The organism is Caballeronia sp. J97, from assembly GCF_905220305.1.
GTDB lineage: Bacteria > Pseudomonadota > Gammaproteobacteria > Burkholderiales > Burkholderiaceae > Caballeronia.
This window is the reverse complement of sequence record NZ_CAJMZL010000009.1, coordinates 132,131-156,121: the sequence shown is the minus strand read 5'-3', so window position 1 is coordinate 156,121 and position 23,991 is coordinate 132,131. Positions and strand designations below refer to the sequence as shown.

General features: G+C 63.9%; 25 protein-coding genes. 10 read left to right on the top strand and 15 right to left on the bottom strand.

From position 1 onward, the window contains the following. Positions 1–16: 16 nt before the first annotated feature. The 8 genes from U4Y90_RS14835 to U4Y90_RS14800 all read left to right on the top strand — a co-directional run bounded on the left by U4Y90_RS14835 (position 17) and on the right by U4Y90_RS14800 (position 10,826). A complete protein-coding gene (locus U4Y90_RS14835) occupies positions 17–3,724 on the top strand; it encodes a nitrate reductase subunit alpha (protein WP_321795469.1) in 3,708 nt (1,235 codons plus the stop codon). Then, entirely contained in the window at positions 3,721–5,274 is a 1,554-nt protein-coding gene (gene narH, locus U4Y90_RS14830; RefSeq protein ID WP_321795468.1) for a nitrate reductase subunit beta, read from the top strand. Before U4Y90_RS14835 ends, narH begins: the two co-directional genes overlap by 4 nt. Before the next feature lie 14 nt (positions 5,275–5,288). Beyond that, positions 5,289–5,966 carry a nitrate reductase molybdenum cofactor assembly chaperone gene (narJ, locus tag U4Y90_RS14825; RefSeq protein WP_321795467.1) on the top strand — a complete coding sequence of 226 codons (678 nt, stop codon included), beginning with the start codon at positions 5,289–5,291 and terminating at the stop codon, positions 5,964–5,966. Then, positions 5,963–6,646, top strand: coding sequence for a respiratory nitrate reductase subunit gamma (gene narI, locus U4Y90_RS14820; protein WP_321795465.1), 684 nt, complete (start codon positions 5,963–5,965; stop codon positions 6,644–6,646). The genes narJ and narI overlap by 4 nt, the downstream gene beginning before the upstream one ends. 18 nt (positions 6,647–6,664) lie before the next feature. Further along, positions 6,665–8,515 carry a type IV pili methyl-accepting chemotaxis transducer N-terminal domain-containing protein gene (locus U4Y90_RS14815; protein ID WP_321795463.1) on the top strand — a complete coding sequence of 617 codons (1,851 nt, stop codon included), beginning with the start codon at positions 6,665–6,667 and terminating at the stop codon, positions 8,513–8,515. 45 nt (positions 8,516–8,560) lie between these two features. Then, a complete protein-coding gene (locus U4Y90_RS14810) occupies positions 8,561–9,229 on the top strand; it encodes a response regulator transcription factor (RefSeq protein ID WP_321795461.1) in 669 nt (222 codons plus the stop codon). A 68-nt stretch (positions 9,230–9,297) separates the two neighbouring features. Further along, positions 9,298–10,479, top strand: coding sequence for an NAD(P)H-dependent flavin oxidoreductase (locus tag U4Y90_RS14805; RefSeq protein ID WP_415749352.1), 1,182 nt, complete (start codon positions 9,298–9,300; stop codon positions 10,477–10,479). Between the two features lie 125 nt (positions 10,480–10,604). Next, positions 10,605–10,826 carry a DUF3079 domain-containing protein gene (locus U4Y90_RS14800; RefSeq protein WP_321795457.1) on the top strand — a complete coding sequence of 74 codons (222 nt, stop codon included), beginning with the start codon at positions 10,605–10,607 and terminating at the stop codon, positions 10,824–10,826. Positions 10,827–10,835: 9 nt separating this feature from the next. Here the strand turns inward: U4Y90_RS14800 and U4Y90_RS14795 are convergent, their stop codons facing one another. From U4Y90_RS14795 to napE, 14 genes are read right to left on the bottom strand one after another with little or no spacing between them, the layout of a single operon-like run. Then, a complete protein-coding gene (locus tag U4Y90_RS14795) occupies positions 10,836–11,864 on the bottom strand; it encodes a hypothetical protein (protein ID WP_321795455.1) in 1,029 nt (342 codons plus the stop codon). Continuing rightward, positions 11,861–12,253, bottom strand: a complete 393-nt coding sequence (locus U4Y90_RS14790; RefSeq protein ID WP_321795454.1) for a cytochrome c-type biogenesis protein — start codon at positions 12,251–12,253, stop codon at positions 11,861–11,863. Before U4Y90_RS14790 ends, U4Y90_RS14795 begins: the two co-directional genes overlap by 4 nt. Further along, complete coding sequence (locus tag U4Y90_RS14785; RefSeq protein WP_321795453.1) at positions 12,246–12,785, bottom strand: DsbE family thiol:disulfide interchange protein; 540 nt, start codon at positions 12,783–12,785, stop codon at positions 12,246–12,248. The genes U4Y90_RS14790 and U4Y90_RS14785 overlap by 8 nt, the downstream gene beginning before the upstream one ends. After that, the gene (locus U4Y90_RS14780; protein ID WP_321795452.1) at positions 12,782–14,749 is read right to left on the bottom strand and encodes a heme lyase CcmF/NrfE family subunit; all 1,968 of its coding nucleotides are present in this window, start codon (positions 14,747–14,749) and stop codon (positions 12,782–12,784) included. The genes U4Y90_RS14785 and U4Y90_RS14780 overlap by 4 nt, the downstream gene beginning before the upstream one ends. Beyond that, positions 14,746–15,201, bottom strand: a complete 456-nt coding sequence (gene ccmE / locus U4Y90_RS14775) for a cytochrome c maturation protein CcmE (protein WP_321795451.1) — start codon at positions 15,199–15,201, stop codon at positions 14,746–14,748. The genes U4Y90_RS14780 and ccmE overlap by 4 nt, the downstream gene beginning before the upstream one ends. Next, positions 15,198–15,338 (bottom strand): hypothetical protein, encoded by a 141-nt coding sequence (locus U4Y90_RS14770; RefSeq protein ID WP_321795449.1) that lies wholly within the window; start codon positions 15,336–15,338, stop codon positions 15,198–15,200. Before U4Y90_RS14770 ends, ccmE begins: the two co-directional genes overlap by 4 nt. Next, positions 15,335–16,078 carry a heme ABC transporter permease CcmC gene (gene ccmC, locus U4Y90_RS14765; RefSeq protein WP_321795447.1) on the bottom strand — a complete coding sequence of 248 codons (744 nt, stop codon included), beginning with the start codon at positions 16,076–16,078 and terminating at the stop codon, positions 15,335–15,337. The genes U4Y90_RS14770 and ccmC overlap by 4 nt, the downstream gene beginning before the upstream one ends. Before the next feature lie 5 nt (positions 16,079–16,083). Next, positions 16,084–16,752: a heme exporter protein CcmB gene (gene ccmB / locus U4Y90_RS14760; protein ID WP_321795445.1), complete on the bottom strand. Its 669-nt coding sequence runs from the start codon at positions 16,750–16,752 to the stop codon at positions 16,084–16,086. Beyond that, entirely contained in the window at positions 16,749–17,372 is a 624-nt protein-coding gene (gene ccmA / locus U4Y90_RS14755) for a cytochrome c biogenesis heme-transporting ATPase CcmA (RefSeq protein WP_321795443.1), read from the bottom strand. The genes ccmB and ccmA overlap by 4 nt, the downstream gene beginning before the upstream one ends. Before the next feature lie 24 nt (positions 17,373–17,396). Further along, a complete protein-coding gene (locus U4Y90_RS14750) occupies positions 17,397–18,002 on the bottom strand; it encodes a NapC/NirT family cytochrome c (protein ID WP_321795441.1) in 606 nt (201 codons plus the stop codon). Positions 18,003–18,018: 16 nt separating this feature from the next. Then, the gene (locus U4Y90_RS14745) at positions 18,019–18,501 is read right to left on the bottom strand and encodes a nitrate reductase cytochrome c-type subunit (protein WP_321795440.1); all 483 of its coding nucleotides are present in this window, start codon (positions 18,499–18,501) and stop codon (positions 18,019–18,021) included. Positions 18,502–18,512: 11 nt separating this feature from the next. Further along, on the bottom strand, positions 18,513–20,996 hold the full coding sequence (gene napA, locus U4Y90_RS14740) for a periplasmic nitrate reductase subunit alpha (RefSeq protein ID WP_321795439.1): 2,484 nt from the start codon (positions 20,994–20,996) through the stop codon (positions 18,513–18,515). Continuing rightward, entirely contained in the window at positions 20,968–21,315 is a 348-nt protein-coding gene (locus tag U4Y90_RS14735; RefSeq protein ID WP_321795438.1) for a chaperone NapD, read from the bottom strand. Before U4Y90_RS14735 ends, napA begins: the two co-directional genes overlap by 29 nt. Positions 21,316–21,340: 25 nt before the next feature. Next, positions 21,341–21,499 (bottom strand): periplasmic nitrate reductase, NapE protein, encoded by a 159-nt coding sequence (gene napE / locus U4Y90_RS14730; RefSeq protein WP_321795548.1) that lies wholly within the window; start codon positions 21,497–21,499, stop codon positions 21,341–21,343. Positions 21,500–21,845: 346 nt separating this feature from the next. On the opposite strand from napE, the gene U4Y90_RS14725 reads away from it, so the two are divergent. Next, on the top strand, positions 21,846–22,277 hold the full coding sequence (locus U4Y90_RS14725) for a hypothetical protein (protein ID WP_321795437.1): 432 nt from the start codon (positions 21,846–21,848) through the stop codon (positions 22,275–22,277). A gap of 36 nt (positions 22,278–22,313) precedes the next feature. On the opposite strand, the gene U4Y90_RS14720 is transcribed toward U4Y90_RS14725, so the two are convergent. After that, positions 22,314–22,610 (bottom strand): hypothetical protein, encoded by a 297-nt coding sequence (locus U4Y90_RS14720; RefSeq protein ID WP_321795435.1) that lies wholly within the window; start codon positions 22,608–22,610, stop codon positions 22,314–22,316. Positions 22,611–22,927: 317 nt separating this feature from the next. Between U4Y90_RS14720 and U4Y90_RS14715 the strand changes: the two genes are divergently transcribed. Then, entirely contained in the window at positions 22,928–23,986 is a 1,059-nt protein-coding gene (locus U4Y90_RS14715) for an NAD(P)-dependent alcohol dehydrogenase (RefSeq protein ID WP_321795434.1), read from the top strand. The last annotated feature ends 5 nt before the right edge of the window (positions 23,987–23,991 follow it).

Genomic DNA, 23,991 nt, shown 5'->3' with positions numbered 1-23,991 from the left:
GCGCCCGGAGAAACGGATGAGTCACTTTCTGGATCGGCTGAAGTTCATGTCGCGTATCAAGTCCACGTTTTCGAACGGACATGGCGCGGTCGTGAACGAAGACCGCAAATGGGAAAACGGCTATCGCAGCCGCTGGCAGCACGACAAGATCGTGCGCTCCACGCATGGCGTGAACTGTACGGGCTCGTGCTCATGGAAGGTCTATGTCAAGAACGGTCTGATCACATGGGAAACGCAGCAGACGGACTATCCACGCACGCGGCCCGATCTGCCGAATCACGAGCCGCGTGGATGTCCGCGCGGCGCATCGTATAGCTGGTATGTATACGCCGCACAGCGCGTGAAGCATCCGATGGTTCGCGGCCGTCTCATCGAGATGTGGCGCGAGGCGCGCAGAACACTCGATCCGGTCGCGGCATGGGCGTCGATCTGCGAAGACCCGGTGAAGGCGAAGCGCTACAAGAGCGTGCGCGGCCTCGGCGGTTTCGTGCGCGCGGACTGGGACACGGCGACTGAAATCATCGCGGCGGCGAATGCGTACACCATCGGCAAATACGGCCCTGACCGCGTGATCGGTTTCTCGCCGATTCCCGCGATGTCGATGGTCTCCTACGCCGCCGGTGCGCGCTATCTGAGTCTGATCGGCGGCGCGTGTCTCTCTTTCTATGACTGGTATTGCGATTTGCCACCCGCATCGCCCCAAATCTGGGGCGAGCAGACCGACGTGCCCGAATCGGCCGACTGGTACAACTCCACGTATCTGATGGTATGGGGTTCGAACGTGCCGCAAACGCGCACGCCCGATGCGCACTTCTATACCGAAGTGCGCTACAAGGGCACGAAGACGGTCGCGGTGTCGTCGGACTACGGCGAGATGGTGAAGTTCGGCGATATCTGGCTCGCGCCGAAGCAAGGCACCGACGCCGCGCTCGCCATGGCGATGGGTCATGTCGTGCTGAAGGAATTCCACGCGAGCGGCAAGTCCGCGTACTTCCGCGACTATGTGAAGCGCTATACCGACATGCCGATGCTGGTCGTGCTGCGCGAGCATGAAGGCACGCTCGTGCCCGATCATTTCCTGCGCGCATCGCAACTCGAGAGCGATCTCGACGAAGCGAACAATCCACAATGGAAGACGCTCGTCATCGACGAGACGAGCGACAGGATCGTCGCGCCGAACGGAACGATCGGCTTCCGCTGGGGTGAGGCGAACCACCATGGCGGCGCGAAAGTCGGGCGCTGGAATCTCGAACAGAAGGACGGCGGCTCGGGCCGTGATATCGATCCGCGCCTGTCGCTCGTCAACGCGCACGACGAAGTCGTCGACGTGAGCTTCCCGTACTTCGGCGCGGAACACGACGCGCTGCTCGCGCGCCGCGTGCCGGTGAAACGCGTCACGCTCGCGGACGGCACGAACGCTCGCATCGCGACCGTGTACGACCTGCAGATGGCGAACTATGGCGTCGATCAGGGTCTCGGCGGCGCGAACGTCGCCACCTCTTACGATGACGAGGTGCCCTACACGCCCGCGTGGCAGGAAAAGCACACGAGCGTCCCGCGCCACCTCGTGATCCAGGTGGCGCGCGAGTTCGCGGACAACGCGGACCGCACGCATGGCAAGAGCATGGTGATCGTCGGTGCGGCGCTGAATCACTGGTATCACAACGACATGATCTATCGCGGCATCATCAATCTGCTGATGATGTGCGGCTGTATCGGCAAGAGCGGCGGCGGCTGGGCGCATTACGTTGGTCAGGAGAAGCTGCGTCCGCAGTTCGGTTGGGCGCCGCTTGCGTTCGCGCTCGACTGGTCGCGCCCGCCGCGTCAGATGAACGGCACGTCGTTCTTCTATAACCATACGAGCCAGTGGCGTCATGAAAAGGTCGCTGTAGATGAGATTCTCGGGCCGACCGCCGACAAGTCGCGCTACGAGAACCTCTCGATGCTCGACATGAACGCGAAGTCCGAACGCATGGGCTGGCTGCCGTCGGCGCCGCAACTCGGTGCGAATCCGCTCGATATCGTCGATGCCGCGAGGCGCGCGGGCCACGATCCAATCGAATACACCGTCGAGCAACTGAAGTCGGGCAAACTCGATTTCGCGTGCGACGATCCCGACAATCCCGCGAACTTTCCGCGCAACATGTTCGTATGGCGCTCGAATATTCTCGGCAGCTCGGGCAAGGGACACGAGTACTTCCTGAAGTATCTGCTCGGCGCGCAGAATGCGCTGTTCGATGACGAAGCCGACGCGATCAAGCCCGGCGAAGTGAGTGTGCGCGACGCGGCGCAAGGCAAGCTCGATCTTCTGACTGTGCTCGATTTCCGCATGAGCACGACGTGTCTCTACGGCGACATTGTGCTGCCGAGCGCGACGTTCTACGAGAAGAACGACCTCAACACGTCGGACATGCACCCGTTCATCCATCCGTTGTCGGAAGCGGTGCAGCCGTTGTGGGAAAGCAAGAGCGACTGGGACATCTATAAGGCGATCGCGAAGAAGTTCGCGGAAATCGGCGGCAAGCATCTTGGTACGCGCACCGATCTCGTCTGCACGCCGCTCATGCACGACACGCCGGGCGAACTCGGCCAGGCGTTCGAGCCGAAGGACTGGCGTCACGGCGAATGCGATCTGATTCCCGGCAAGACCGCGCCCTCGATGACGCTTGTCGAACGCGACTACTCGGCGATCTACGACAAGTTCACGTCGGTCGGGCCGTTGCTGGAGAAGCTCGGGAACGGCGGAAAGGGCATCAACTGGAATACGGCGCACGAAGTGGAGGAGCTCGCGAAACTTTCGGGCAAGAGCGACGGGCGTCCGCGGCTAGAGACCGCCATCGATGCAGCCGAGATGATTCTCACGTTCGCGCCCGAGACGAACGGTCACGTCGCGGTGAAGGCATGGGAAGCGCTTTCGAAGATCACGGGCCGCGATCACTCGCATCTCGCCCTCGGCCGCGAACACGACAAGATCCGCTTCCGCGATGTTCAGGCGCAGCCGCGCAAGATCATCTCCGCGCCGACATGGTCCGGACTCGAATCCGAGGAAGTCAGCTACAACGCCGGCTACACGAACGTGCACGAACTGATTCCATGGCGCACGCTCACGGGGCGGCAGCAGTTCTACCAGGATCATCGCTGGATGCTGGACTTCGGCGAAGGCTCATGTGTCTACAAGCCCGCGATCGATACGAAGACCGTTGCGCCGATGCTCGGCGCGAAGCCCAACGGCGAGCGCGAGCTCGTGCTGAACTGGATTACGCCGCATCAGAAGTGGGGCATCCACTCCACCTACACGGACAACCTGCGCATGCTCACGCTGTCGCGCGGTGGCCCGCATGTGTGGGTGTCGGAGGTCGAAGCGAAGGAAGCCGGGTTGAAGGACAACGACTGGGTCGAAGTGTTCAACGTGAACGGCACGCTGACGGCACGCGTCGTCGTGAGTCAGCGCGTGCCGCGCGGCATGTGCCTCATGTACCACGCTCAGGAAAAGATCATCAACGTTCCGGGCGCGGAGACGAGCGGCATGCGCGGCGGCATCCATAACTCGGTCACGCGCACGGTGCTCAAGCCGACGCACATGATCGGCGGATATGCGCAACAGGCCTACGGATTCAACTACTACGGCACTGTGGGCAGTAACCGCGATGAATACGTCATCGTGCGCAAGATGAAGAACGTCGAGTGGCTCGAAGGCCCGCTCAAGGAAGGAGCAGCATCATGAAGATCCGCGCCCAGGTGGCGATGGTCCTGAATCTGGACAAGTGCATCGGCTGCCATACGTGTTCGGTGACGTGCAAGAACGTGTGGACGTCGCGCGATGGCGTCGAATATGCGTGGTTCAACAACGTCGAGACGAAGCCGGGCATCGGTTACCCGAAGCAGTGGGAGAACCAGGAGAAATGGAACGGCGGCTGGATCCGAAAAACCGACGGCCGCATCGAGCCGCGTCAGGGTCCGAAGCTGAAAGTGCTCGCGAATCTATTTGCGAACCCGAACCTGCCGGCCATCGACGACTATTACGAGCCGTTCACTTACGACTACGAGCGCCTGCAGAATGCGCCGCTCTCGGAGACGCCGCCCACGGCGCGACCCGTGTCCGCGATCACCGGCAAGAAGATGGAGAAGATCCACTGGGGGCCGAACTGGGAAGACGATCTCGGCGGCGAGTTCGAGTCGCGCGGCCGCGACGCGCTCTTCGAGAATGTGCAGAAAGAGATGTACTCGACCTTCGAGAACACCTTCATGATGTATCTACCGCGCTTGTGCGAGCACTGTCTGAATCCGGCGTGCGTCGCGTCGTGCCCGTCGGGTTCGGTGTACAAGCGTGAAGACGATGGCATCGTGCTCGTCGATCAGGACAAGTGCCGGGGCTGGCGCATGTGCGTGTCCGGCTGCCCGTACAAGAAGATGTACTTCAACTGGAAGTCGGGCAAGGCCGAGAAATGCGTGTTCTGCTATCCCCGTATTGAAGCGGGGGAACCGACCGTGTGCTCGGAAACGTGCGTGGGCCGCATCCGCTATCTCGGCGTGATGCTGTACGACGCCGACCGGATTGCCGAGGCCGCATCGGTCGAAGCAACAACGGACCTCTATCAGTCGCAACTCGATCTCTTCCTCGACCCGCACGATCCGCAGATACAGGCCGAAGCGTTGCGTCAGGGCATCGCGCAAAGCTGGCTCGATGCGGCGAAGCGTTCGCCGGTTTATCGCATGGCGTGCGAGTGGAAGGTCGCGTTCCCGCTGCATCCCGAATACCGCACGCTGCCGATGGTCTGGTACGTGCCGCCGCTGTCGCCGATCCAATCGGCTGCGGATGCGGGCCACATGGGCATGGCCGGTGTGATTCCCGACGTCAGGAGCCTGCGCATTCCGATGCGCTATCTCGCGAATCTGCTTACCGCCGGCGATGAAGCGCCTATCGTCGCCGCGCTCGATCGCATGCTCGCGATGCGCGCCTACAAGCGTGCCCAGAACGTGAACAACGTGCACGACGCAGCCGTGCTGAACGACGTCGGCCTCACGGCCGCGCAAGTGGAAGAGATGTATCAGTTGATGGCGATCGCAAATTATGAAGACCGCTTCGTCGTGCCGTCGTCGCACAAGGAAATGGCTCAGGACAGTTTCGACGAAAAGGGCAGTTGCGGCTTCTCGTTCGGCAATTGCGGCTCACCGGGCACGTCGGACGGGTCGCTCTTCGGATCGCGCACGCATGGCGAAGTGAGCTACGCGGCGTTGCCGAAGTCGCGCAAGAAAGCGCTGCAGGAAGGTTGATCGAGGATCATAAGATGTCGCTTTATCCCATTCTTTCCGCGCTGCTCGACTATCCTGAGCCCGCGCTTCTGGACGCGCTGCCGGAGATCGAAGCCGCACTGCGACACTGGCCGCGCGATCGAGCGCGTCTCGCGCCGTTGATCGCATCGCTGAAGCGTCCGCTGATCGAATCGCAGTTGACGTACGTGGCCACGTTCGATCGCAATCCGTCGCATTCGTTGCATCTGTTCGAACACATCCACGGTGAAAGCCGGGATCGCGGGCAGGCGATGGTTGATCTGCTCGGCGAGTATCGCAGTCTCGGCTTCGAGATCGAATCAAACGAGTTGCCCGACTACGTGCCGCTCTTTCTCGAAGTGCTGGGCGCGATCGAGCCGGCCCGCGCGCAGTCATTGCTCGACGATGCGATACACGTGCTCGATGCGATCGGCGGTCGTCTCCTTCGAGATCAAAGCCCATATGCGGCCGTGTTTGCGGCCTTGCGCGAACTCGCGACGGTCGAGCCGCGCCCGCTCACGCAGCCACCGGTGCGCGACATGGACGAGATGCTCGAAACCTTCGGGCCGGGCCCGGACGGCGTCGAACCGCTGCTCGCGCCGCACATGCGTCAGGAGACGCAGACCATTCGCTTTCATCCGCGCGGCGCGACGGCCGCTTGCGCGGACGCACTTACCGCAAAGGACGCACGATGAACATGCTCAACTCCTTCGTGTTCGGCATCTATCCGTATATCGCCGCGTGCATTTTTCTGTTCGGCAGCCTCATGCGCTTCGAGCGCGAGCAATATACGTGGAAGGCGGACAGCACGCAGCTCGTCGATCGTGGCAATCTCAGACTCGGCAATATTTTGTTCCACGTCGGGATTCTCGGGCTGTTCTTCGGGCATCTCGTCGGTCTGCTCACGCCGGTTACGGTGTGGGACGCGCTCGGCATCCAGCACAGCGTCAAGCAGGTCGTCGCGATGGTCGCCGGCGGGGCGATGGGCACGATGTGTCTCGCGGGCTTGCTGATCCTGGTGCATCGACGGCTGACCAGCACGCGCCTGTTCGCAGTGACGACGGTCGGCGACCGCGTGCTGCTGCTCTGGATCTTGATCACACTGCTGCTCGGCCTTGGAACAATCGGTGTATCGGCCGGGCATATGGACGGCTCGATGATGGTGCAACTCATGGCCTGGGCGCAGCACATCGTCACGTTCAAGGCGGATGCCGCGCAATTTGTCGCGGATGCGCCGCTGCTCTTCCGTGTACATTTGTTCATGGGCATGAGCCTTTTCGTGATCTTCCCCTTCACGCGTCTCGTGCATGTCTGGAGCGGCTTCGCTTCGCTCGCTTATCTCGGGCGCGCCTGGCAACTGGTCCGCAGCCGCTGAATCCGTCAATCGAGAAGCATGTCCCTGCCGTCGTTTCGCGAACGTCTGACCACACGCATCGTCACGCTGTCGATGGTGTCGCTGATTCTCGTGCTCGCGATGATCGGCGGGACGCTCTGGCTTTCGTGGCAATTGCAAGGCGCAGGCGCAGCGATCAACGACGCGGGCAGCCTGCGCATGCGGGCGAATGCGGTGGCGATCGCACTATTGAAGGGCGCGCAAACGTCGTCGCCGATCCTGCAACTTCAGATCGAGCAGATGAACGCGACGCTCGATCGGCTGCGCAAAGGCGATCCGGCGCGCCCACTCTTTCTTCCGGATGATGTCGACGTGCGCCGCCAGTTCGATCATGTCGCGAACGCCTGGCATGCGCGCCTCGAACCCGATGTGCGCGAAGGCATGGCCACCGCGGATTCACTGGCAGTGTCGCGCTATCTGCTTGAATTGCGCACTTTTGTCACGGGTGCGGATGAACTCGTCGGTTTGATCGAACGGGAAAACGCGAGCAAGACCGCGTGGTTGCGCACATCGCAGATGGCGCTCGCAGCGATGGCGTGCATCGGCACCGCCGCAATCGTCTATCTGCTCTATTTGTGGATCGTCGTGCCGGTGCAGCGCTTGCAGGAAGGACTCGCACGCATCGAAGCGCGTGAGTTCGACGCGCGTCTGCCGGTCGAAACGCACGACGAATTCGGACATCTTGCCGCGGGCTTCAATCGCATGGCGGCGGAACTGCAGGCGCTCTATCGCGATCTCGCGGGCCGCGTCGAAGCGAAGACGGCCGAGCTTGCCGCGCAGAACCGCGAACTCACGGCGCTCTATGAAATGGCGGCGTTCGTGAATCAGCCGAACGATGTCGACGCGTTGTGCCGCGGCTTTCTCGTACGCCTCACGCGTCAATTCGACGCGGACGGTGCGGCGGTGCGCCTCTTCACTGAAGACGGTCAGGTGTGTCTGATCGGTTCGGAAGGACTTCCCGCGCCGTTGCTTCAGGATGCGCGCTGCTTCGCCCCCGTTGCCTGCGCGTGTGGCGTGCGGCCTTGTCGGCGCGCGGAATGCGCGAGTGTCGCTGCGTTCAACATCGTGTCGCAAGGCGAAAGGCTCGGCGCATTTTCGCTGCATTTCAGCGGCGAAAGGACCATTCCGGCGTCGGAAGCGCAACTGCTCGAAACACTCGGCGCGCACTTCGGCACGGCGCTCAAAGGACGTCGGCTCGCGGCGCTGGCGCGGCAACTGGCGGTATCGGAGGAGCGCAATCTCGTCGCTCAGGGCTTGCACGACAGCATTGCGCAGAGCCTCAATTTTCTGAAAATGCAGGTGCATCTGCTGGACACGGCCACGCGTGAGGAGCGCACGGACGAGATCCGCGAGATCGTACCCTTGCTCGCGGGCGGCGTAGCCGAAAGCTACGACGACGTGCGCGAACTGCTGATGAATTTCCGCACGAGGCTCGGCAGCGGTGAACTTAGACGCGCGGTGAATGAATCGATCGAACGCTTCGGCGTGCAGACTGGCATCACCCCTTCGCTCGAGTATCGCGATGAAGGCGGTCTGCCGCTGCCGCCGGATCAGCAATTGCAGGTGCTTTTCATTCTGCAGGAGGCACTGTCAAACATTCGCAAACACGCGGAGGCGCAGCACGTTATCGTGACTATCGTCAATGATCCCGACTTCAGCCTCCTTGTCGAGGATGATGGCCAAGGCTACGATCCCGAGGAGATGGCCGTCCTTGGCGAGACGCATGTCGGCTTTCACATCATGCGCGAGCGCGCGCAAAGGCTCGGCGCCACACTTCGGCTGACCGGAGCGCCAGGACACGGCGCGCGCGTCGAACTCGTCTTGCCGGCCGTGGCGCGTCAGGCTGCCTGAACAGGCTTCCGCGCGTTCGTTTCGAGAGCCGCTTCGAGTTGTGTCATGACCATCCGCATTCTTTTGATCGACGATCACGCGCTGTTTCGCTCGGGCGTTCACGCGCTTCTGCAACGGCAATCCGATTTCGAAGTCGTCGGCGAAGCATCTGAAGGGCTCGAAGGGCTCAAGCGCGCGAAGCAGTTTCTTCCGGACGTGATCTTGCTCGATCTCAACATGCCTGGGCTGTCCGGCCTCGAAACGCTGAAGCTGCTCGTGCAGGACGTGCCACAAACGGCAGTCCTCATGCTGACCGTATCCGAGGATCTCGACGAACTCGCGACTGCATTGCGCGATGGCGCGTGCGGCTATCTGCTCAAGAGCATCGAAACAGAGACGCTCGCTAACGCGATCCGCAAGGCGGCAGCGGGCCAGCCCGTGATCGCCGACAGCATGACGGCGAAGCTCATCGCCAGCATGCGCTCACCAAAGGCCACGCCGGTCCCGACGCCATCCGCTGCCGTCGATCCGCTCACGACACGCGAGCGCGACATCATGCGCGAACTGGCGCGCGGCGCGAGCAACAAGGAAATCGCGCGCGCGCTGATGCTCGCGGAAAGCACAGTGAAGATTCACGTGCGCAATATCCTGCGCAAGCTCAACCTGACGAGCCGCGTACAGGTCGCGATCTACGCGGTCGGGCACGATGCGGCACAGGCGACGGAAGCCGCCTGAAGACTCATCGCGCTGCCCGGGAGCTTGCATCACATAAGCCGTACACCATGAATTCATATCGAATCGAGATGCCCATGACCTCTTACGCTCATTCCTTCGCGCCGCTGACCATTCGCGGCCGCAATCTGCTGCCGATCGTGCAGGGCGGCATGGGCGTCGGCATTTCCGCGCATCGGCTGGCGGGCAGCGTCGCGCGTGAAGGCGCGCTCGGCACCATCGCGAGCATCGACTTGCGTCATCACCATGAGGACTTGCTCGCGATGTGCCGCGAAGATCACGCGCGGCCGACGCTCGAACGCGCGAACCTGATCGCGCTCGCGCGTGAAATAAGGGCGGCACGCGCGTTGTCGGAAGGGCGCGGCATGATCGCCATCAACGTGATGAAGGCCGTGAGCGCGCATGCCGATTACGTGCGCGTGGCATGCGAAGAGGGCGCCGATGCCATCGTGATGGGCGCCGGTTTGCCGCTCGACCTGCCCGATCTCACGCAGGGCTGCGATATCGCGCTGATCCCGATTCTCTCCGACAGCCGGGGCGTCACGCTCGTGCTCAAGAAGTGGATGAAGAAAGGCCGCTTGCCCGATGCCATCGTGATCGAGCATCCGGCGCATGCGGGCGGCCATCTCGGCGTCGGCGACGTCGCGGACATGCACGACGAGCGTTTCGGCTTCGAGCGCGTGCTGAACGAACTCGATGCATCGTTCGCGGCGCTCGGGCTGAAGCGCGAAGACGTACCGGTGATCGTCGCGGGCGGCATCAACAGTCACGAAGCCGTGCGCACGTGGCTCGCGGCCGGCGCCAACGGCGTGCAGATCGGTACGCCGTTCGCCGTCACGCAAGAAGGGGATGCCCATCCCGAGTTCAAGCGCGTGCTGGTCGAAGCGAAGCCGGACGATATCGTCGAATTCATCAGCGTGACGGGCCTGCCCGCGCGCGCCGTGAAAACGCCGTGGCTCATGCGCTATCTGCGCAACGAGGAACGCATCCGCACGAAGATCGGCGCGCGCAAGCAGACGTGCCCGTCGGGGCTCGAGTGTCTGAGCGCGTGCGGCCTGCGCGACGGCATCGAGAAATTCGGTCACTTCTGCATCGATACGCGCCTCGCAGCGGCGTTGCGCGGCGACGTCGGCAATGGCCTGTTTTTCCGCGGACGCGAAAAGCTGCCGTTCGGCGCGGCGATCCGCAGCGTGCGCGATCTGATCGAGTTGCTGTTGACAGGCGTGACGAAAGCCCCGTCGGCGGCGTGCTGAAAGAAGAAACAGCGCGTTTCGCTGTGCGCCATGACCGATCGTCGCTTTCCTATTGGCCCGAAAGCGGCGCGGTCGTAGGCTAGATGTCGTTAGCCTGACGGCCGCAGCCAAAGGAGTGCCATACGATGTCGAAGCGCTTTCCCCTGAACCCAAAGCATCCCGAGCGCAATTGCTGGGGCTGCGATCACTATTGCGCGACGGACGCCATGCGTTGCGGCAACGGTTCGAGCCGCACGCAGCATCCGGCCGAATTGCTCGGGGAAGACTGGTATGAGCAGGGCGATTGGGATCTCGATATCGCCGACGGCGTCAGCTCGATTCGACCCGGCGCCGCCAAATCCCGCTGAGCCGCCCGCCTAGCGCACGATATCGCCGATCGTCACTTCAACCACGCCTGCGCCTTTTGTCGACACGGGTCCGCTGGATCCGGTCAGATCGCCGGGCGTGGGCCGCGCCTGTCCCGACGCCGACACGCGCGCATCGATGCTGATGCGCGCGAAGTCCGAGAGACGGCGGGTCGGCGTCATCGACATGGAATCGTCCAGATACACGGTCGCGGGCAACTGATTCGCGCTCAGGCGCTGCACTGCGAGCGGCATGCGCGATCCATCGTCGGCGAGCGCGTAGACGAAGACCGTATCGGTCGGGCGCACGCGCTTGGCCAGCTCCGGACTCAGGCGCACGCGGACTTCGATCGAAGCCTCGTTTCCACTCGCGATAATCGCCCGCGTCGCGTCGATATTCTTCTGCGCCTGCTGGGCGATCTGCGGCGCGAGGTCCGGCACTTTGCCCAAGCGTTCCCAGAATCCGATGGCGCGCGCGTAATCGCGCCGGTCGAGCGCTGCCGATGCAGCCAGCGCCAGCGCTTTCGGTTGATCCGCGTCGAGCGCGAGCGACGCATCGATGACCTTGAGCGTGGCGTCGTCGAGTTCGCCGCCGTTCGCGCTTGCGATGGCATCGGCGTAATCGGCGAGCAGATTGGCATCGCGCGGGCTGAGCGCGACCGCGCGCCGATAGGCTTGCGTCGCATCGCCGGGCCGATCGAGCACCATGTACGAGCGCGCGAGCATCGCCCAGCCCTGGGCGTCGTCGGGACTGCGCCGCAGCCGCGCGGCGAGCAGACTGACCGCCGCTTCCATCGATGCCGGTGTGTCCGCGTGCTCGCCTGTCGATGCACGCGCCGCGGTCTGGATCGCGAGCGCCGCCGGATCGCCGATGCGCATGTATAGCGTGAGCGCGGATGCCGGCACGAGCGCGATCAGCAAGCCGGCGAGCGCGGCGTGCGTGGTGCCGCGCCGGGCGAGCGGCGCGCACAGAAGCGGCGGCACGACGCACGCGAGCGCGGTGAGCATCATCGCGGCAATGATCAGCCAGAACGCGATCATCGGCTCGAGCTCCTTCGATGACGCGCGTGGCGGGCGCGCCGGATGTGCAGCGCCATCGCGATCGCGCCGGCCGCGAGCACGGCGAATGGCCCGAACCACAGCGCCCATGTCACCGGCTTCACGGGCGGGCGATACAGCACGAAATCGCCGTATCGGCGGACCATGTACGCCTGAATCTGCTGGTCGCTCGCGCCTTGCCCGACTTGCTCGCGAATGCGCGCGCGCAGATCGGCGGCGAGGTCCGCGTTCGAATCGGCGAGGCTCTGGTTCTGGCAGACGACGCAGCGAAAGTGCTCCGCGAGATGGCGCGCGCGTTCGTCGTCGGGCGACGCCTGCGCGTGCGCGCACCCGATGCACGCAAGCACGATCCACGCATAGCGCCTAATCACGCGCGTTCTCCTTTTGCAGCTTGCCGACGAGCGGCAGGATCACGCCGTCGAGCGATGCGCGCGTGAGCGGCCCGGCCTGCCGGTAGCGCACGACGCCCGCGCCATCGATCACGAAGGTCTCCGGCACGCCATACACGCCGTAGTCGATGCCGGTGCGGCCATCGCGATCGACGAACGAAGTCACATACGGATTGCCCGCCGCTTTGAGCCATTGCAGCGCAGGCTCGCGCTCGTCGCGGTAGTTGAGGCCGTAGACCGGCACCGCGCCGCTCGCCGCGAAATCCATGAGAACGGGATGCTCGTCGCGGCACGCCGCGCACCACGACGCCCACACGTTCAGAATCCACACCTGACCCCGCAACGCGTCCGACGACATCGTCTGATTGGCGACATCGAGACGCGGCAGATCGAACCCGGGCGCGGGCTTGCCGATCAGCGCCGACGGCAGATGGCGTGGATCGTGCCGCAGTCCGGCCGCGAGCAGGGTCACGAGCAGCCCCAACAGGACGAGGGGAATCAGGAAGCGCTTCATCGTCCGGTCTCGCCGATCGTTCGTGGCGGCTTTGCGCCGATCGCGACGGCGGCGGCATGCCGCGTCGCCCGCAGCTTCGCGTAGCGCCGGTCCGCCGCCGCGAGCAGGCCGCCAAGCGCCATCAGCACGCAGCCGCCCCAGATCCAGCGCACGAACGGCTTGATCTGGACGCGCACGGTCCACGCGCTGCCGCCCGCCGGCTGATCGAGCGCGACGTACAGATCGCGCAGCACGCCGTGATCGATGGCGGCTTCGGTCGTCGGCATGTTCGAGGCGAGGAACTCGCGCTTCTCCGGATGCAGGATCGCAATGGCGTCGCCGCCGCGCGTCACGCTGATCGTCGCCCGCGTCGCGCGATAGTTCGGGCCGTCGATCGCGCGCGCATCGTCGAGACGGAAGCGATAGCCGCCCGCATCGATGCTGTCGCCGGGTGCGAGCCGCGCATCGCGTTCGATGGAAAAGCCCTTCACCATCGTGACGCCGACGATGAACACGCCGACGCCCGCATGCGCGAGCCACATGCCGGCGGTCGCGAGCCGCACGCGTTGCCGCCCTTTCACGACGCGCTCGATCACGCTCGTCGCGATCGTCGTGAACGTCCACGCGGCGAGCGCGAAGCCGAGGCTCACGAGCGGGCGCGACACGCCGGGCAGAAACGCCGTCGCGACGCTCACGAGCGCGGCCCAGCGCAGCCGCACGGCAAGCTCCGGCAGGCGCGCGGCCTTCCAGCGCGCGAGCGGGCCGACGCCCATCAGGAAGATCGCGGGTGCCATCAGCGGAACGAACACGCTGTCGAAATAGGGGGCGCCGACGGAGATCTTGTCGAGATCGAGCGCGTCGAGGACCATCGGATAGAGCGTGCCGAGCATCACCGACGCGGCGGCGACGAGCATCAGCAGATTGTTCGACAACAGCAGGGCCTCGCGCGAGACCGGTTCGAAGCCGACCGCCGATGCGGCGCGCGGCGCGCGCCACGCGAACAGTGCGAGCCCGCCGCCCGAAAACAACGCCAGCAACGCGAGGATGAAGACGCCGCGCGCCGGGTCGGACGCGAAGCCGTGCACCGAGGTCACGACGCCCGAGCGCACGAGGAACGTGCCGAGCAGCGAAAGCGAGAACGCGCAGATCGCGAGCAATGCGCTCCACGCGCGAAATGCGCCGCGCTTCGCGGTCGCGGCGAGCGAATGGATCAGCGCGGTGCCGACGAGCCACGGCATGAACGACGCGTTTTCGACCGGATCCCAGAACCACCATCCTCCCCAGCCGAGCTCGTAGTACGCCCACGCGCTGCCGAGCATGATGCCGAGCGTGAGGAAGATCCACGCGGCGAGCGTCCAGGCACGCGATGCGCGCGCCCAGGCGGCGTCGAGCTTGCCATCGAGCAGCGCGGCGATGGCGAACGCGAACGCGACCGAGAAGCCGACATAGCCCATGTACAACAGCGGCGGATGAATCACCATGCCGGGATCCTGCAACAGCGGATTGAGATCGCGGCCGTTCATCGCGGGCGGCAGGATGCGCGTGAACGGATTCGACGTCAGCAGCATGAAGAGCAGAAAGCCCGCATCGATCCAGCTCATCACGCCGAGCACGCGCGCGGCGAACGGCAGCGGCAGGCGCTTGCCGAAGCACGCGACGGCGAGCATCCAGAGCGTGAGCAGCAGCGCCCACAGCAGCAGCGAACCTTCGTGACCGCCCCAGACCGCGGTGAACCGATAGATGGCCGGCAACGCCGAATTCGAATTCCCGACGACGTAGATCACCGAGAAATCGTCGCCGAGAAACGACGCCGCGAGACAGCCGAACGCGATCGCGGCGAACACGAACTGCCCGCAGGCGGCGGGCGCGGCCATGCGCATCCATCGCTCGATGTTCAGACGTGCGCCGAGCATCGGCACGATGCCCGAGACGAGCGCGAGCAGCATCGCGAGAATCAGCGCGAACTGGCCGAGTTCGGGAATCATCGGCGGGTTCCCGCGTTCGCGTCCGCCGCCGCGCGCACTTCGCGCAGCGCGCGTTCGAGTTGCAGCGGCGTGTACTTCTCGTCGTGCCGGGCGAGGACTTCGTCGGCGTGAAAGCGCCCGTCGGCTGCGAGCGTGCCTTGGGCGACGACGCCACTGCCTTCGCGAAAAAGATCGGGCAGCGCGCCCGTGTAGATGACGGGAATCGACGCGCGCTCGTCGGTGACGATGAAGCTCACCGTGCGGTCGTCGGCGCTGCGCGCGAGCGAGCCGCGTTCCACGAGACCGCCGAGCCGGAAGCGCTGCGTGCGCGTTTCCTGATGCTCGACGATCTGGCTCGGGCTCACGAAGAACATCACGTTGGCGCGAAACGCGTTGAGCACGAACGCACACGCCAGCGCGACGCTCGCGACGCCGAGCGCGACGAACGCAAAGCGGCGATGACGCGCCTTCATCGGCGCATCTCCGGCTCGCGCAACGCGCGACGCACGATCCACGTTTCCGCGCCCATCAGTACGAAGGTGACCGCGAGCGCCGCGGACAGAAGCGGATTCGCGGCGAGCATCGTCAGGACGGTTGCGAACGTGTTCATGCGGCGCGCTCCTCGATTCGCGACGGACGTTCGTCGTCCGCGCGCACGCGTTGCTCCGCGCGCATGATGACGCGCACGCGCGCCAGCGTCACGGCGATCGCATACGACCAGAAACCCGCGGTCATCACGACAATGCCCCATGCCATCGATTTCTCCATCGCGACGCCGCTGCCGAAGCCGAGCGACGGCCCCTGATGCAGCGTGTACCACCATTGCACGGAAAAATAGATGATCGGGATATTCACCACGCCGATCAGCGCGAGCACCGAGCAGGCGCGATCGGCGCGGCGCGTGCCGTCGATGGCCGCATGCAGCGCGATGAAGCCGACATACAGAAAGAACAGGACCAGCTCGGACGTGAGCCGCGCGTCCCAGACCCACCACGCGCCCCAGGTCGGCTTGCCCCACAGCGCGCCGGAGATCAGCGCGATCGCGGTGAAGAGCGCGCCCGTCGGCGCGAGCGCGCGGGCCATCATTGCGGAGAGGCGGGCGTTCATCGTCAGATGCAGCGCGCAGTACGCGGCCATCACGAGGTAGATGAACATCGACATCCACGCGGCGGGCACATGCACGAACATGATGCGATAGATATCGCGTTGCAGCGCATCGGCGGGCGCGACGGCGAGGCCGATCGCAAGCCCCGCCACGATGCACACCACCGACGCGAGCGCGAACCACGGCGTCGCGCGCGCGGCGAAGCGTTCGAAGTTGCGCGGAGAGGCGTAGCGGAACCATGTCATAGGCGCTATTCCATCGATATGCGCAGCGCCGCCGCGCTCGCCCACGGGCACAGCCAGAGCGCGACACACAGCGCGGCGGCGAGCAGCGAAAAATTCGCGTTGGACCACGCGGCGCTCGCCGCCGGATCGGCCGCGCCGACGCCGAACACGAGCACCGGCACATAGAGCGGCAGAAGCAGCAGCGCGAGCACGACGCTGCCGCCGCGCACGCCGAGCGTGAGCGCCGCGCCCATCGAACCGATCAGCGAAAGCAGCGGCGTGCCGATCAGCAGCGATGCCATCAGCATCAGGATCGTGCGCGCGTCGAGCCCGTATTCGAGCGCGACGACCGGCGCCAGCACGACGAGCGCGAGCCCGGTCGTGATCCAGTGCGCGGCGATCTTGCCGAGCACGATGCCCGCGAGCGGCTGCGGCGACAGCAGCATCTGTTCGAGCGCGCCGCTCGCGAAGTCGTTGCTGAAGAGCTGGCCCGCCGAAAGCAAGGCCGCGAACAATGCCGTCACCCACAGCACGCCCGGCGCGATCGCATGAAGAAGCGTTGCATCGGGACCGATGCCGAGCGGAAACAGACTCGATGCGAGCACGAAGAACAGCAGCACGGAAAGCGTCACCGTGCGCGAGCGCCAGTTCAGCAGCAGTTCGCGGCGGACCACCCGGAGCGTCAGCCCGATCACGACGCGCACCGTTCGAGATACAGATGCCGTGTGCGCGCGGCATCGACGGCGAGCGGGCGATGCGTCGTCGCGACGAGCATGCCGCCTCCGCGCAGATGATCGTCGATGCAGGCGGCGAACCAGAGCGCGCCGGTATCGTCGATGGCTTCGGTGGGTTCGTCGAGCAGCCAGAGCGGCTTGCCCGCGAGCACGAGGCGCGCGAGCGCGACGCGCCGTCTCTGCCCTTGCGACAGACGGTTCAGACGCGTGTGCATGAGCGGCAGCACGCCGGCCCGATCGAGCACGACGCGCTCGTTTGCGTGCGTGGCGTGCGCGCCGAGCCATGCGGCGAAGCGGAGATTCTCCGCGACCGTCAGCTCGCCGTTGAAGCCGTCGGCGTGGCCGAGCCAGGCGAGCTCGCGTCTGAAGCGCGCGGGATCGTCGCGCACGTTCGCGCCGCGCCAGCATACGGCGCCGCGGGCGGGCGGCAACAGGCCCGCGAGCGCGGCGATCAGCGAACTCTTGCCGCTGCCGTTTGCGCCGTGGATCAGCAACGCCGCGCCGCCATCGATGCACAAGTCCACGCCGGCCACGATAGTGCGGCTGCCGCGCATCACGTCGAGTTGCCGGGCGCTGAGCATCGATGTCTCCTGTTGTCGCGTCGTCTACTTCTTCTTTCTGTCCTCGATCTCCTGGGCCTTCGCCATGTTCGGCAGTTCATGCGCGATGCCCTTGTGACAATCGATACACGTCTTCTCGCCCGTTTCGAGAAAGCGCTGATGCGCCTCCTGCGCGCGCGGGCTCTGCCGCGTGAAGTCCATGTACTGGAACGAGTGGCAGTTGCGGCATTCGAGCGAATCGTTGGCCTTGAAGCGCGCCCATTCGTGCTCGGCCAGTTCGAGCCGCTTGTCGAGGAATTTCTCGCGCGTGTTCACCACGCCGAAGATCTTCGCCCACACTTCCTTCGACGCCTGCATCTTGCGCGCGATCTTGTCGGTCCACTCATGCGGCACATGGCAGTCCGAGCACTTTGCGTGCACGCCGGTGCGGTTGCTGAAGTGGATCGTGTTCTTCAGCTCGGCGTAGGTGTTGTCGCGCATCTCGTGACAGCCGGTGCAGAAGACTTCGGTATTGGTCAATTCCATCGCGGTGTTGAAGGCGCCCCAGAAGATCACGCCCGCGACGAAGCCGCCCAGCGTCAGAAAGCCGAGGCTGTAATAGAGGCTCGGTCGTCGAATGGTGATCCAGTAGCGCTTGATCAGTGCCCACATGATGGTCGCTTGTCGTTTATCGCTTCTTGGTCCGGGCCGGCTGCTGCCTGATATCTTCGACGGCGACGAACGTATTGCCGACGAGCGGTTTCGCATCGGCCTGCGGAACGTGGCACTGCGTGCAGAAGTAGCGTCGCGGCGACAGGTGCCCGGACACCACGCCGTCGCGGTCCATGTAATGCGACACCGCGACGGGCACCGCGCCGCTTTCTTCCGCGCGGCTGCGCGCATGACACGCGAGACAGCGGTTCGCGTTCTTGTCGAGCTGATAGTTGTCGATCTTGTGCGGGATCGTCGGCGGCTGCTGCGCGTAGTTGAGGCCGCGTATCACGTCCTTGTTCTCGGTCGGTGCGATGAGCGGCGCCTTCGGCTCGTCTGCGAGCGGCGTCGTGCCGCGCAGCGAGTCGTGGAACGGCAGGCCGGGAATCGTGGGCTGCGCGATCGCGAGCGCGGCCAGCAAGAGAAATGATCCGATGACGACGGCGGTTAGCGTGCGCATGGCGTCTGCTCCTAGACCCGCACGATCTTGACCGCGCACTTCTTGTAGTCGGTCTGGAACGAGATCGGATCGGTGGCGTCGAGCGTCACCTTGTTGATGAGCTGGCTCGAATCGAACCACGGCACGAAGACGAGCCCGCGCGGCGGCTTGTCGCGGCCGCGCGTCTCCACGCGCGTGCGCATCTCGCCGCGTCGCGATATCACGCGCACTTCCACGCCGCGCCGGATGCCGAGCGCCTTCGCGTCGTCGGGATGCATGAAGCACACCGCGTTCGGGAACGCGCGATAGAGCTCGGGCACGCGGCGCGTCATCGATCCAGAGTGCCAGTGCTCGAGCACGCGCCCGGTCGCGAGCCAGAACGGATACTCCTTGTCGGGCGATTCGGCGGGCGGCTCGTAGGGCAGCGCGTAGATCACGGCGCGGCCGTCCGGATTCCCGTAGAACTGCCAGTCGGCGCCGGCCTTGACGTAAGGATCGGAGCCTTCCTTGTAGCGCCAGAGCGTCTCCTTGCCGTTGACGACCGGCCAGCGGATGCCGCGCGCCTGGTGATACATGTCGAACGGTGCGAGATCGTGGCCGTGCCCGCGTCCGAAGCTCGCATATTCCTCGAACAAGCCCTTCTGAATATAGAAGCCGAATGCCGCCGCCTCGTTGTTGCGATACTTCGGATCGACTTGCGAAGCGGGAAACTTGTCGACCTGGCCGTTACGGAAAAGGATGTCGTAGAGCGTCTTGCCCTTGTATTCCGGCTTCTTCGCGAGGAGGTCGGCGGGCCACACTTCCTCGACCTTGAAGCGCTTGGAGAATTCCGCGATCTGCCAGAGATCCGAGTGCGCCCCGCCGGGCGCCTGCACCAGTTGATGCCAGAACTGCGTGCGCCGCTCCGCGTTGCCGTACGCGCCTTCTTTCTCGACCCACATCGCGGACGGCAGGATCAGGTCGGCGGCGACGGCCGTGACGGTCGGATAGACCTCCGACACGACGACGAAATTCGAATCCTTGCGATACCCCGGCAACGCTTCGTTGTTGATGTTCGCGGCGGCCTGCATGTTGTTGTTGACCATCACCCAGTAGGCGTTGATCTTGCCGTCGTTCAGCATGCGGTTCTGCAGGACGGCGTGAAAGCCCGGCTTGTCGGGAATGGTTCCGGCGGGCAGCTTCCAGATATGCTCCGCTTCCTCGCGATGCTTCGGGTTGGTCACGACCATGTCGGCGGGCAGGCGGTGCGAGAACGTGCCGACTTCACGCGCCGTGCCGCACGCGGACGGCTGGCCGGTCAGCGAGAACGGGCTGTTGCCCGGCGTCGAGATCTTGCCCGTCAGCAGATGCAGGTTGTAGACCATGTTGTTGGCCCACGTGCCGCGCGTGTGCTGATTGAAGCCCATGGTCCAGAAGGACACGACCTTCGTCTTCGGATCCGCGTACAGTTGCGCGAGCTGGTCGAGCTTGTTCTTCGGCACGCCGGAAATCTTCGTCACATAGGCCGCGTCGTAGCGCGAGACGAACTGCGCGAATTCGTCGAACGTGATCGGCTGCGCGCCGTTCGGATCGCCCGCGTTCTTCGCCGCCTTCTGCAGCGGGTGATCGGGCCGCAGCCCATAACCGATATCCGTATTGCCCTTCTTGAAGTTCGTATGCTTGTCGACGAACTCGCGGTTCACCTTGCCGTTCTTGATGATGTAGTTCGCGATGTAATTCATGATCGCGAGATCGGATTGCGGCGTGAAAACGATGGTCTCGTCGGCGAGATCGAAGGAGCGATGCTCGAAGGTCGACAGCGCGACGACGCGCACGTTCTGGTTCGAGAGCCGCCGCGCGGTCACGCGCGTCCACAACACGGGATGCATCTCGGCCATGTTGGAGCCCCACAGCACGAAGGCGTCGGTGGCCTCGATATCGTCGTAGCAGCCCATCGGCTCGTCCATGCCGAAGGTACGCATGAAGCCCGTCACGGCCGAGGCCATGCAGTGCCGCGCATTCGGATCGATGTTGTTGCTGCGAAAGCCCGCCTTCATCAGCTTGACGGCGGCGTAGCCTTCCCACACGGTCCATTGGCCCGAGCCAAACATGCCGACGGCGGTCGGCCCTTTTTCCTTGAGCACGCGCTTGAACTGCTCGGCCATCTCGTTGAACGCCGTGTCCCAGGACACCGGCAGGAATTCGCCGTTCTTGTCGAACTTGCCGTCTCTCATGCGCATGAGCGGCGTGGTCAGGCGGTCCTGACCGTACATGATCTTCGAGAGGAAATAGCCCTTCACGCAATTGAGCCCGCGATTGACTTCCGCCTGCGGGTCCGCCTGCGTCGCGACGACCTGATTGCCTTTTACGCCGACGAGCACGCCGCAGCCCGTGCCGCAGAACCGGCAGGGCGCTTTGGACCAGGCGATGTCGTCGCTCTGGGCGACGGCCTGCATGCCGGGCAGCGTGATGCCCGCGGACGCGGCCGCCGTGCTGGCGGCCGTCTGCTTAATGAACGCGCGACGAGTCAGTTTCATCGGCGATGTCCTCGGTGAGCGGATCGGCGTGTTCGTGATGCTGATAGACGAGCGCGGTGCTGATGACACCGGGCGTGGATTGCACCGCTTGCAATTGTTCGGCGACACGAGAGGAGCGATCGCCTTCGAGCGTGAGAACGATTTTGCCGTCGGCGCTCGATCCGTGAACCTGAGCGCCGGGCAAAGCCGCGAGCGCCTCTTTGATTTGCTGCAGGGTTTCTATACGGGCGTATACAACGACCCCTGCTATGTGAAACTCACAAGACCCATCGGTCTGATCTTCGAAACGATTGCTGCTATCGACGGGCTTGAGCTCCATATTATTTGATTAGTCGTGACGCTCGTTAATGATGTGGCGGGCCGCCGATCAGCATTTGATAAAACCAGACGGCGAATCCGTAAGTGGCGATGATCATGACCGTGAGCACGGGAACCATGACGACGGTCAGAAACAGAAAGCTGCGCAACTCTTCGGATTTGCGGATTTCGTCTTCTTCATTCATGGGGCGCGTCAGATCCCGGTTGGCGTTGTGGGGTGGCCAGCGCGAAAGATGACTCCATTGTTGGTATATCGAATGCATCTTTTCAAGCTCGAAATCGCTAAGGACCGGGCGGCGATTGTGCAACGGTTGATTAAATGCGCTCAGGCGAATCGTGACGATATTCGATTCAATCGACGCGCAATGTTTCGCGTCTTCGAATGAATGACAACCACGCGAATTGGATTGGCGCGCATTGCGTAGCGCTGAATTTCACGCACGCGATATCGCTTTCGTCGCGTTCCGACTTTTTCCGAGCGGGAGGCTTTCTAGAATTCGGTCAATTCATCGATAACGGATATCAAGCATCATGCCGACCAAGCTCGAATTCGCCACACCTGAAGGACGCATCGCCCTTTCGATTGCCGACGTCCAGTTCATGGCCTACGACGCGGGCGAACTCGCGATGATCTCGACGCGCACTTTCGTCGAGCGCATGCGATCGATGGGCCTCGGCGAACTCGCGGAAACCTATGCGCGCCTCGTCGCGCAGAACAAGGTCGCGATGATGGAACTGCGCGAAGCGCGTGAAGACGCCGAAGCGTTGCTCGGCAGCGAGGAGGAGAGCGCCGCGATCGCAAAGCGCATCATGCCGCGGCTCGAAGTATTGCGCGAGACGATTTCGCGCACGCAGGCCGACATGCGCGCGAACGTCGATCGGCTGGCGGCGCTTTCGGTCGCGTGCGATCGCGCGCTGCATCAGATTCCCGGTTATCGGCCGCCCATGCGAAGCCGGCACTGAGCGATAAAAGATTCGGAATGCTTTGCAAGGAAAAATTCAGGCGGCATCGGACACTGACTGCGCGCACGAAGCCTCGCCCTGATACGCGGTCATGCCGAAGCGTTGCAGAATGAAGTTCTCGACGACGAGACGAATATCCGCTTCGCGCGGCCGCGTGCCCCAGCGGCTGTTGCCCGCCACGGACGCCACCGTGAACCATGACTGCGGTGGAAACAATTCGACGCGCAGCGTGCCGCGTTCGAAGATCCTGAGACGCCCCGTATCGATGTGAAACTCGGCGCTGACCGCGCCGCCCGGCATGCCGATGCTCGCCGTGATGGCTTTTGCTTTCATCGTTCCGCTCTCTCGAAATGCTCGCGCCGGGAGGTCGATCCGCACGGCGTCGATTGTCAAATTCTCCAACGACGCGAGCCGTGCCCCGTCGTTTCGGCAGATAATTTCTGATAGGCATACAGTACTGACGTTGCGCGTTCCCGCCTAAATACCGGCGCGATCGGCAAGTCGCTCGCAACGCGTGGCGGAGCATGATGGCGAACGTTCGCTGCCGCACACAAGAGACCATCTCGCACGTCTGTCCCGATAGCCGCGCTTCTCCACTGTGAGCAAGCGCCGATCCCGTTCACTGATACAAATCAAAGAAGGAAGCAGCCATGCTGAAAGCGTATTCCTATGCGGCATCCGCAGCCGACAAACCGCTCGGCCCGCTCGACATTCAGCGCCGCGATGTCGGCCCGAACGACGTGCGCATCGACATTCTGTTTTGCGGCGTGTGTCACTCCGATCTGCACATGGCGAGAAACGAATGGGGCGGCACGAACTATCCCGTCGTGCCGGGACACGAGATCGTCGGGCGCGTCGCCGAGGTCGGTTCGGACGTGTCGAAGTTCAAGGTCGGCGCACTCGCGGGCGTCGGCTGCATGGTCGATTCGTGCCGCGTATGCGATGCCTGCAAGGAAGGACTGGAGCAGTTCTGCGACGGCCCCGACAGTTTCATCCAGACCTACAACTCGCCGGACAGGAAGTCGGGCGGCTTCACGGCGGGCGGCTATTCGACCAGCATCGTCGTCGACGAGGCATTCGTGCTGAGCATCCCCGAAAACCTCGAACTCGCGGCCGTCGCACCGTTGCTGTGCGCAGGCATCACCACCTACTCGCCGCTGCGCCACTGGAACGTGCAAAAGGGGCACAAGGTGGGCATCGTGGGTCTCGGCGGGCTGGGTCACATGGGCGTGAAACTCGCCGCCGCGATGGGCGCGCATGTCGTGCTGTTCACGACATCGCCGGGCAAGACCGAGGACGCAAAGCGGCTGGGCGCGCATGAAGTGGTGATCTCGAAAGATCCGGATCAGATGGCGGCGCACGCCAACAGTTTCGACTTCATTCTGAATACGGTGGCCGCGTCGCATGATCTCGATCAGTTCATGGCGCTGCTCAAGCGTGACGGCACGATGACGCTCGTCGGCGCGCCGGAGCATCCGCATCCGTCGCCCTCGGTGATGAACATGATCTTCAAGCGACGTTCGCTTGCCGGCTCGCTCATCGGCGGGATCGCGGAGACGCAGGAGATGCTGGATTTCTGCGGCGAGCACGGCATCACGTCGGACATTGAGATGATTCGCATGGACGAGATCAACCACGCGTACGAGCGCATGTTGAAGAGCGATGTGAAATATCGCTTCGTGATCGACATGGCGACGATGCAGAAGTAAGCGTG

Coding starts and splice junctions, on each gene's coding strand:
- ccmA (WP_321795443.1), bottom strand. CDS start 17,372: ATGCTCAGCGCCCGGCAACTCGACGTGATGCGCGGCAGCCGCACTATC.
- napA (WP_321795439.1), bottom strand. CDS start 20,996: ATGAAACTGACTCGTCGCGCGTTCATTAAGCAGACGGCCGCCAGCACG.
- U4Y90_RS14805 (WP_415749352.1), top strand. CDS start 9,298: ATGCCCATGACCTCTTACGCTCATTCCTTCGCGCCGCTGACCATTCGC.
- U4Y90_RS14720 (WP_321795435.1), bottom strand. CDS start 22,610: ATGAAAGCAAAAGCCATCACGGCGAGCATCGGCATGCCGGGCGGCGCG.
- ccmC (WP_321795447.1), bottom strand. CDS start 16,078: ATGACATGGTTCCGCTACGCCTCTCCGCGCAACTTCGAACGCTTCGCC.
- U4Y90_RS14800 (WP_321795457.1), top strand. CDS start 10,605: ATGTCGAAGCGCTTTCCCCTGAACCCAAAGCATCCCGAGCGCAATTGC.
- U4Y90_RS14795 (WP_321795455.1), bottom strand. CDS start 11,864: ATGATCGCGTTCTGGCTGATCATTGCCGCGATGATGCTCACCGCGCTC.
- U4Y90_RS14785 (WP_321795453.1), bottom strand. CDS start 12,785: ATGAAGCGCTTCCTGATTCCCCTCGTCCTGTTGGGGCTGCTCGTGACC.
- U4Y90_RS14810 (WP_321795461.1), top strand. CDS start 8,561: ATGACCATCCGCATTCTTTTGATCGACGATCACGCGCTGTTTCGCTCG.
- U4Y90_RS14780 (WP_321795452.1), bottom strand. CDS start 14,749: ATGATTCCCGAACTCGGCCAGTTCGCGCTGATTCTCGCGATGCTGCTC.
- U4Y90_RS14745 (WP_321795440.1), bottom strand. CDS start 18,501: ATGCGCACGCTAACCGCCGTCGTCATCGGATCATTTCTCTTGCTGGCC.
- napE (WP_321795548.1), bottom strand. CDS start 21,499: ATGAATGAAGAAGACGAAATCCGCAAATCCGAAGAGTTGCGCAGCTTT.
- U4Y90_RS14725 (WP_321795437.1), top strand. CDS start 21,846: ATGCCGACCAAGCTCGAATTCGCCACACCTGAAGGACGCATCGCCCTT.
- U4Y90_RS14715 (WP_321795434.1), top strand. CDS start 22,928: ATGCTGAAAGCGTATTCCTATGCGGCATCCGCAGCCGACAAACCGCTC.
- narJ (WP_321795467.1), top strand. CDS start 5,289: ATGTCGCTTTATCCCATTCTTTCCGCGCTGCTCGACTATCCTGAGCCC.
- U4Y90_RS14815 (WP_321795463.1), top strand. CDS start 6,665: ATGTCCCTGCCGTCGTTTCGCGAACGTCTGACCACACGCATCGTCACG.
- ccmE (WP_321795451.1), bottom strand. CDS start 15,201: ATGAAGGCGCGTCATCGCCGCTTTGCGTTCGTCGCGCTCGGCGTCGCG.
- U4Y90_RS14835 (WP_321795469.1), top strand. CDS start 17: ATGAGTCACTTTCTGGATCGGCTGAAGTTCATGTCGCGTATCAAGTCC.
- narH (WP_321795468.1), top strand. CDS start 3,721: ATGAAGATCCGCGCCCAGGTGGCGATGGTCCTGAATCTGGACAAGTGC.
- narI (WP_321795465.1), top strand. CDS start 5,963: ATGAACATGCTCAACTCCTTCGTGTTCGGCATCTATCCGTATATCGCC.
- U4Y90_RS14770 (WP_321795449.1), bottom strand. CDS start 15,338: ATGAACACGTTCGCAACCGTCCTGACGATGCTCGCCGCGAATCCGCTT.
- U4Y90_RS14750 (WP_321795441.1), bottom strand. CDS start 18,002: ATGTGGGCACTGATCAAGCGCTACTGGATCACCATTCGACGACCGAGC.
- U4Y90_RS14735 (WP_321795438.1), bottom strand. CDS start 21,315: ATGGAGCTCAAGCCCGTCGATAGCAGCAATCGTTTCGAAGATCAGACC.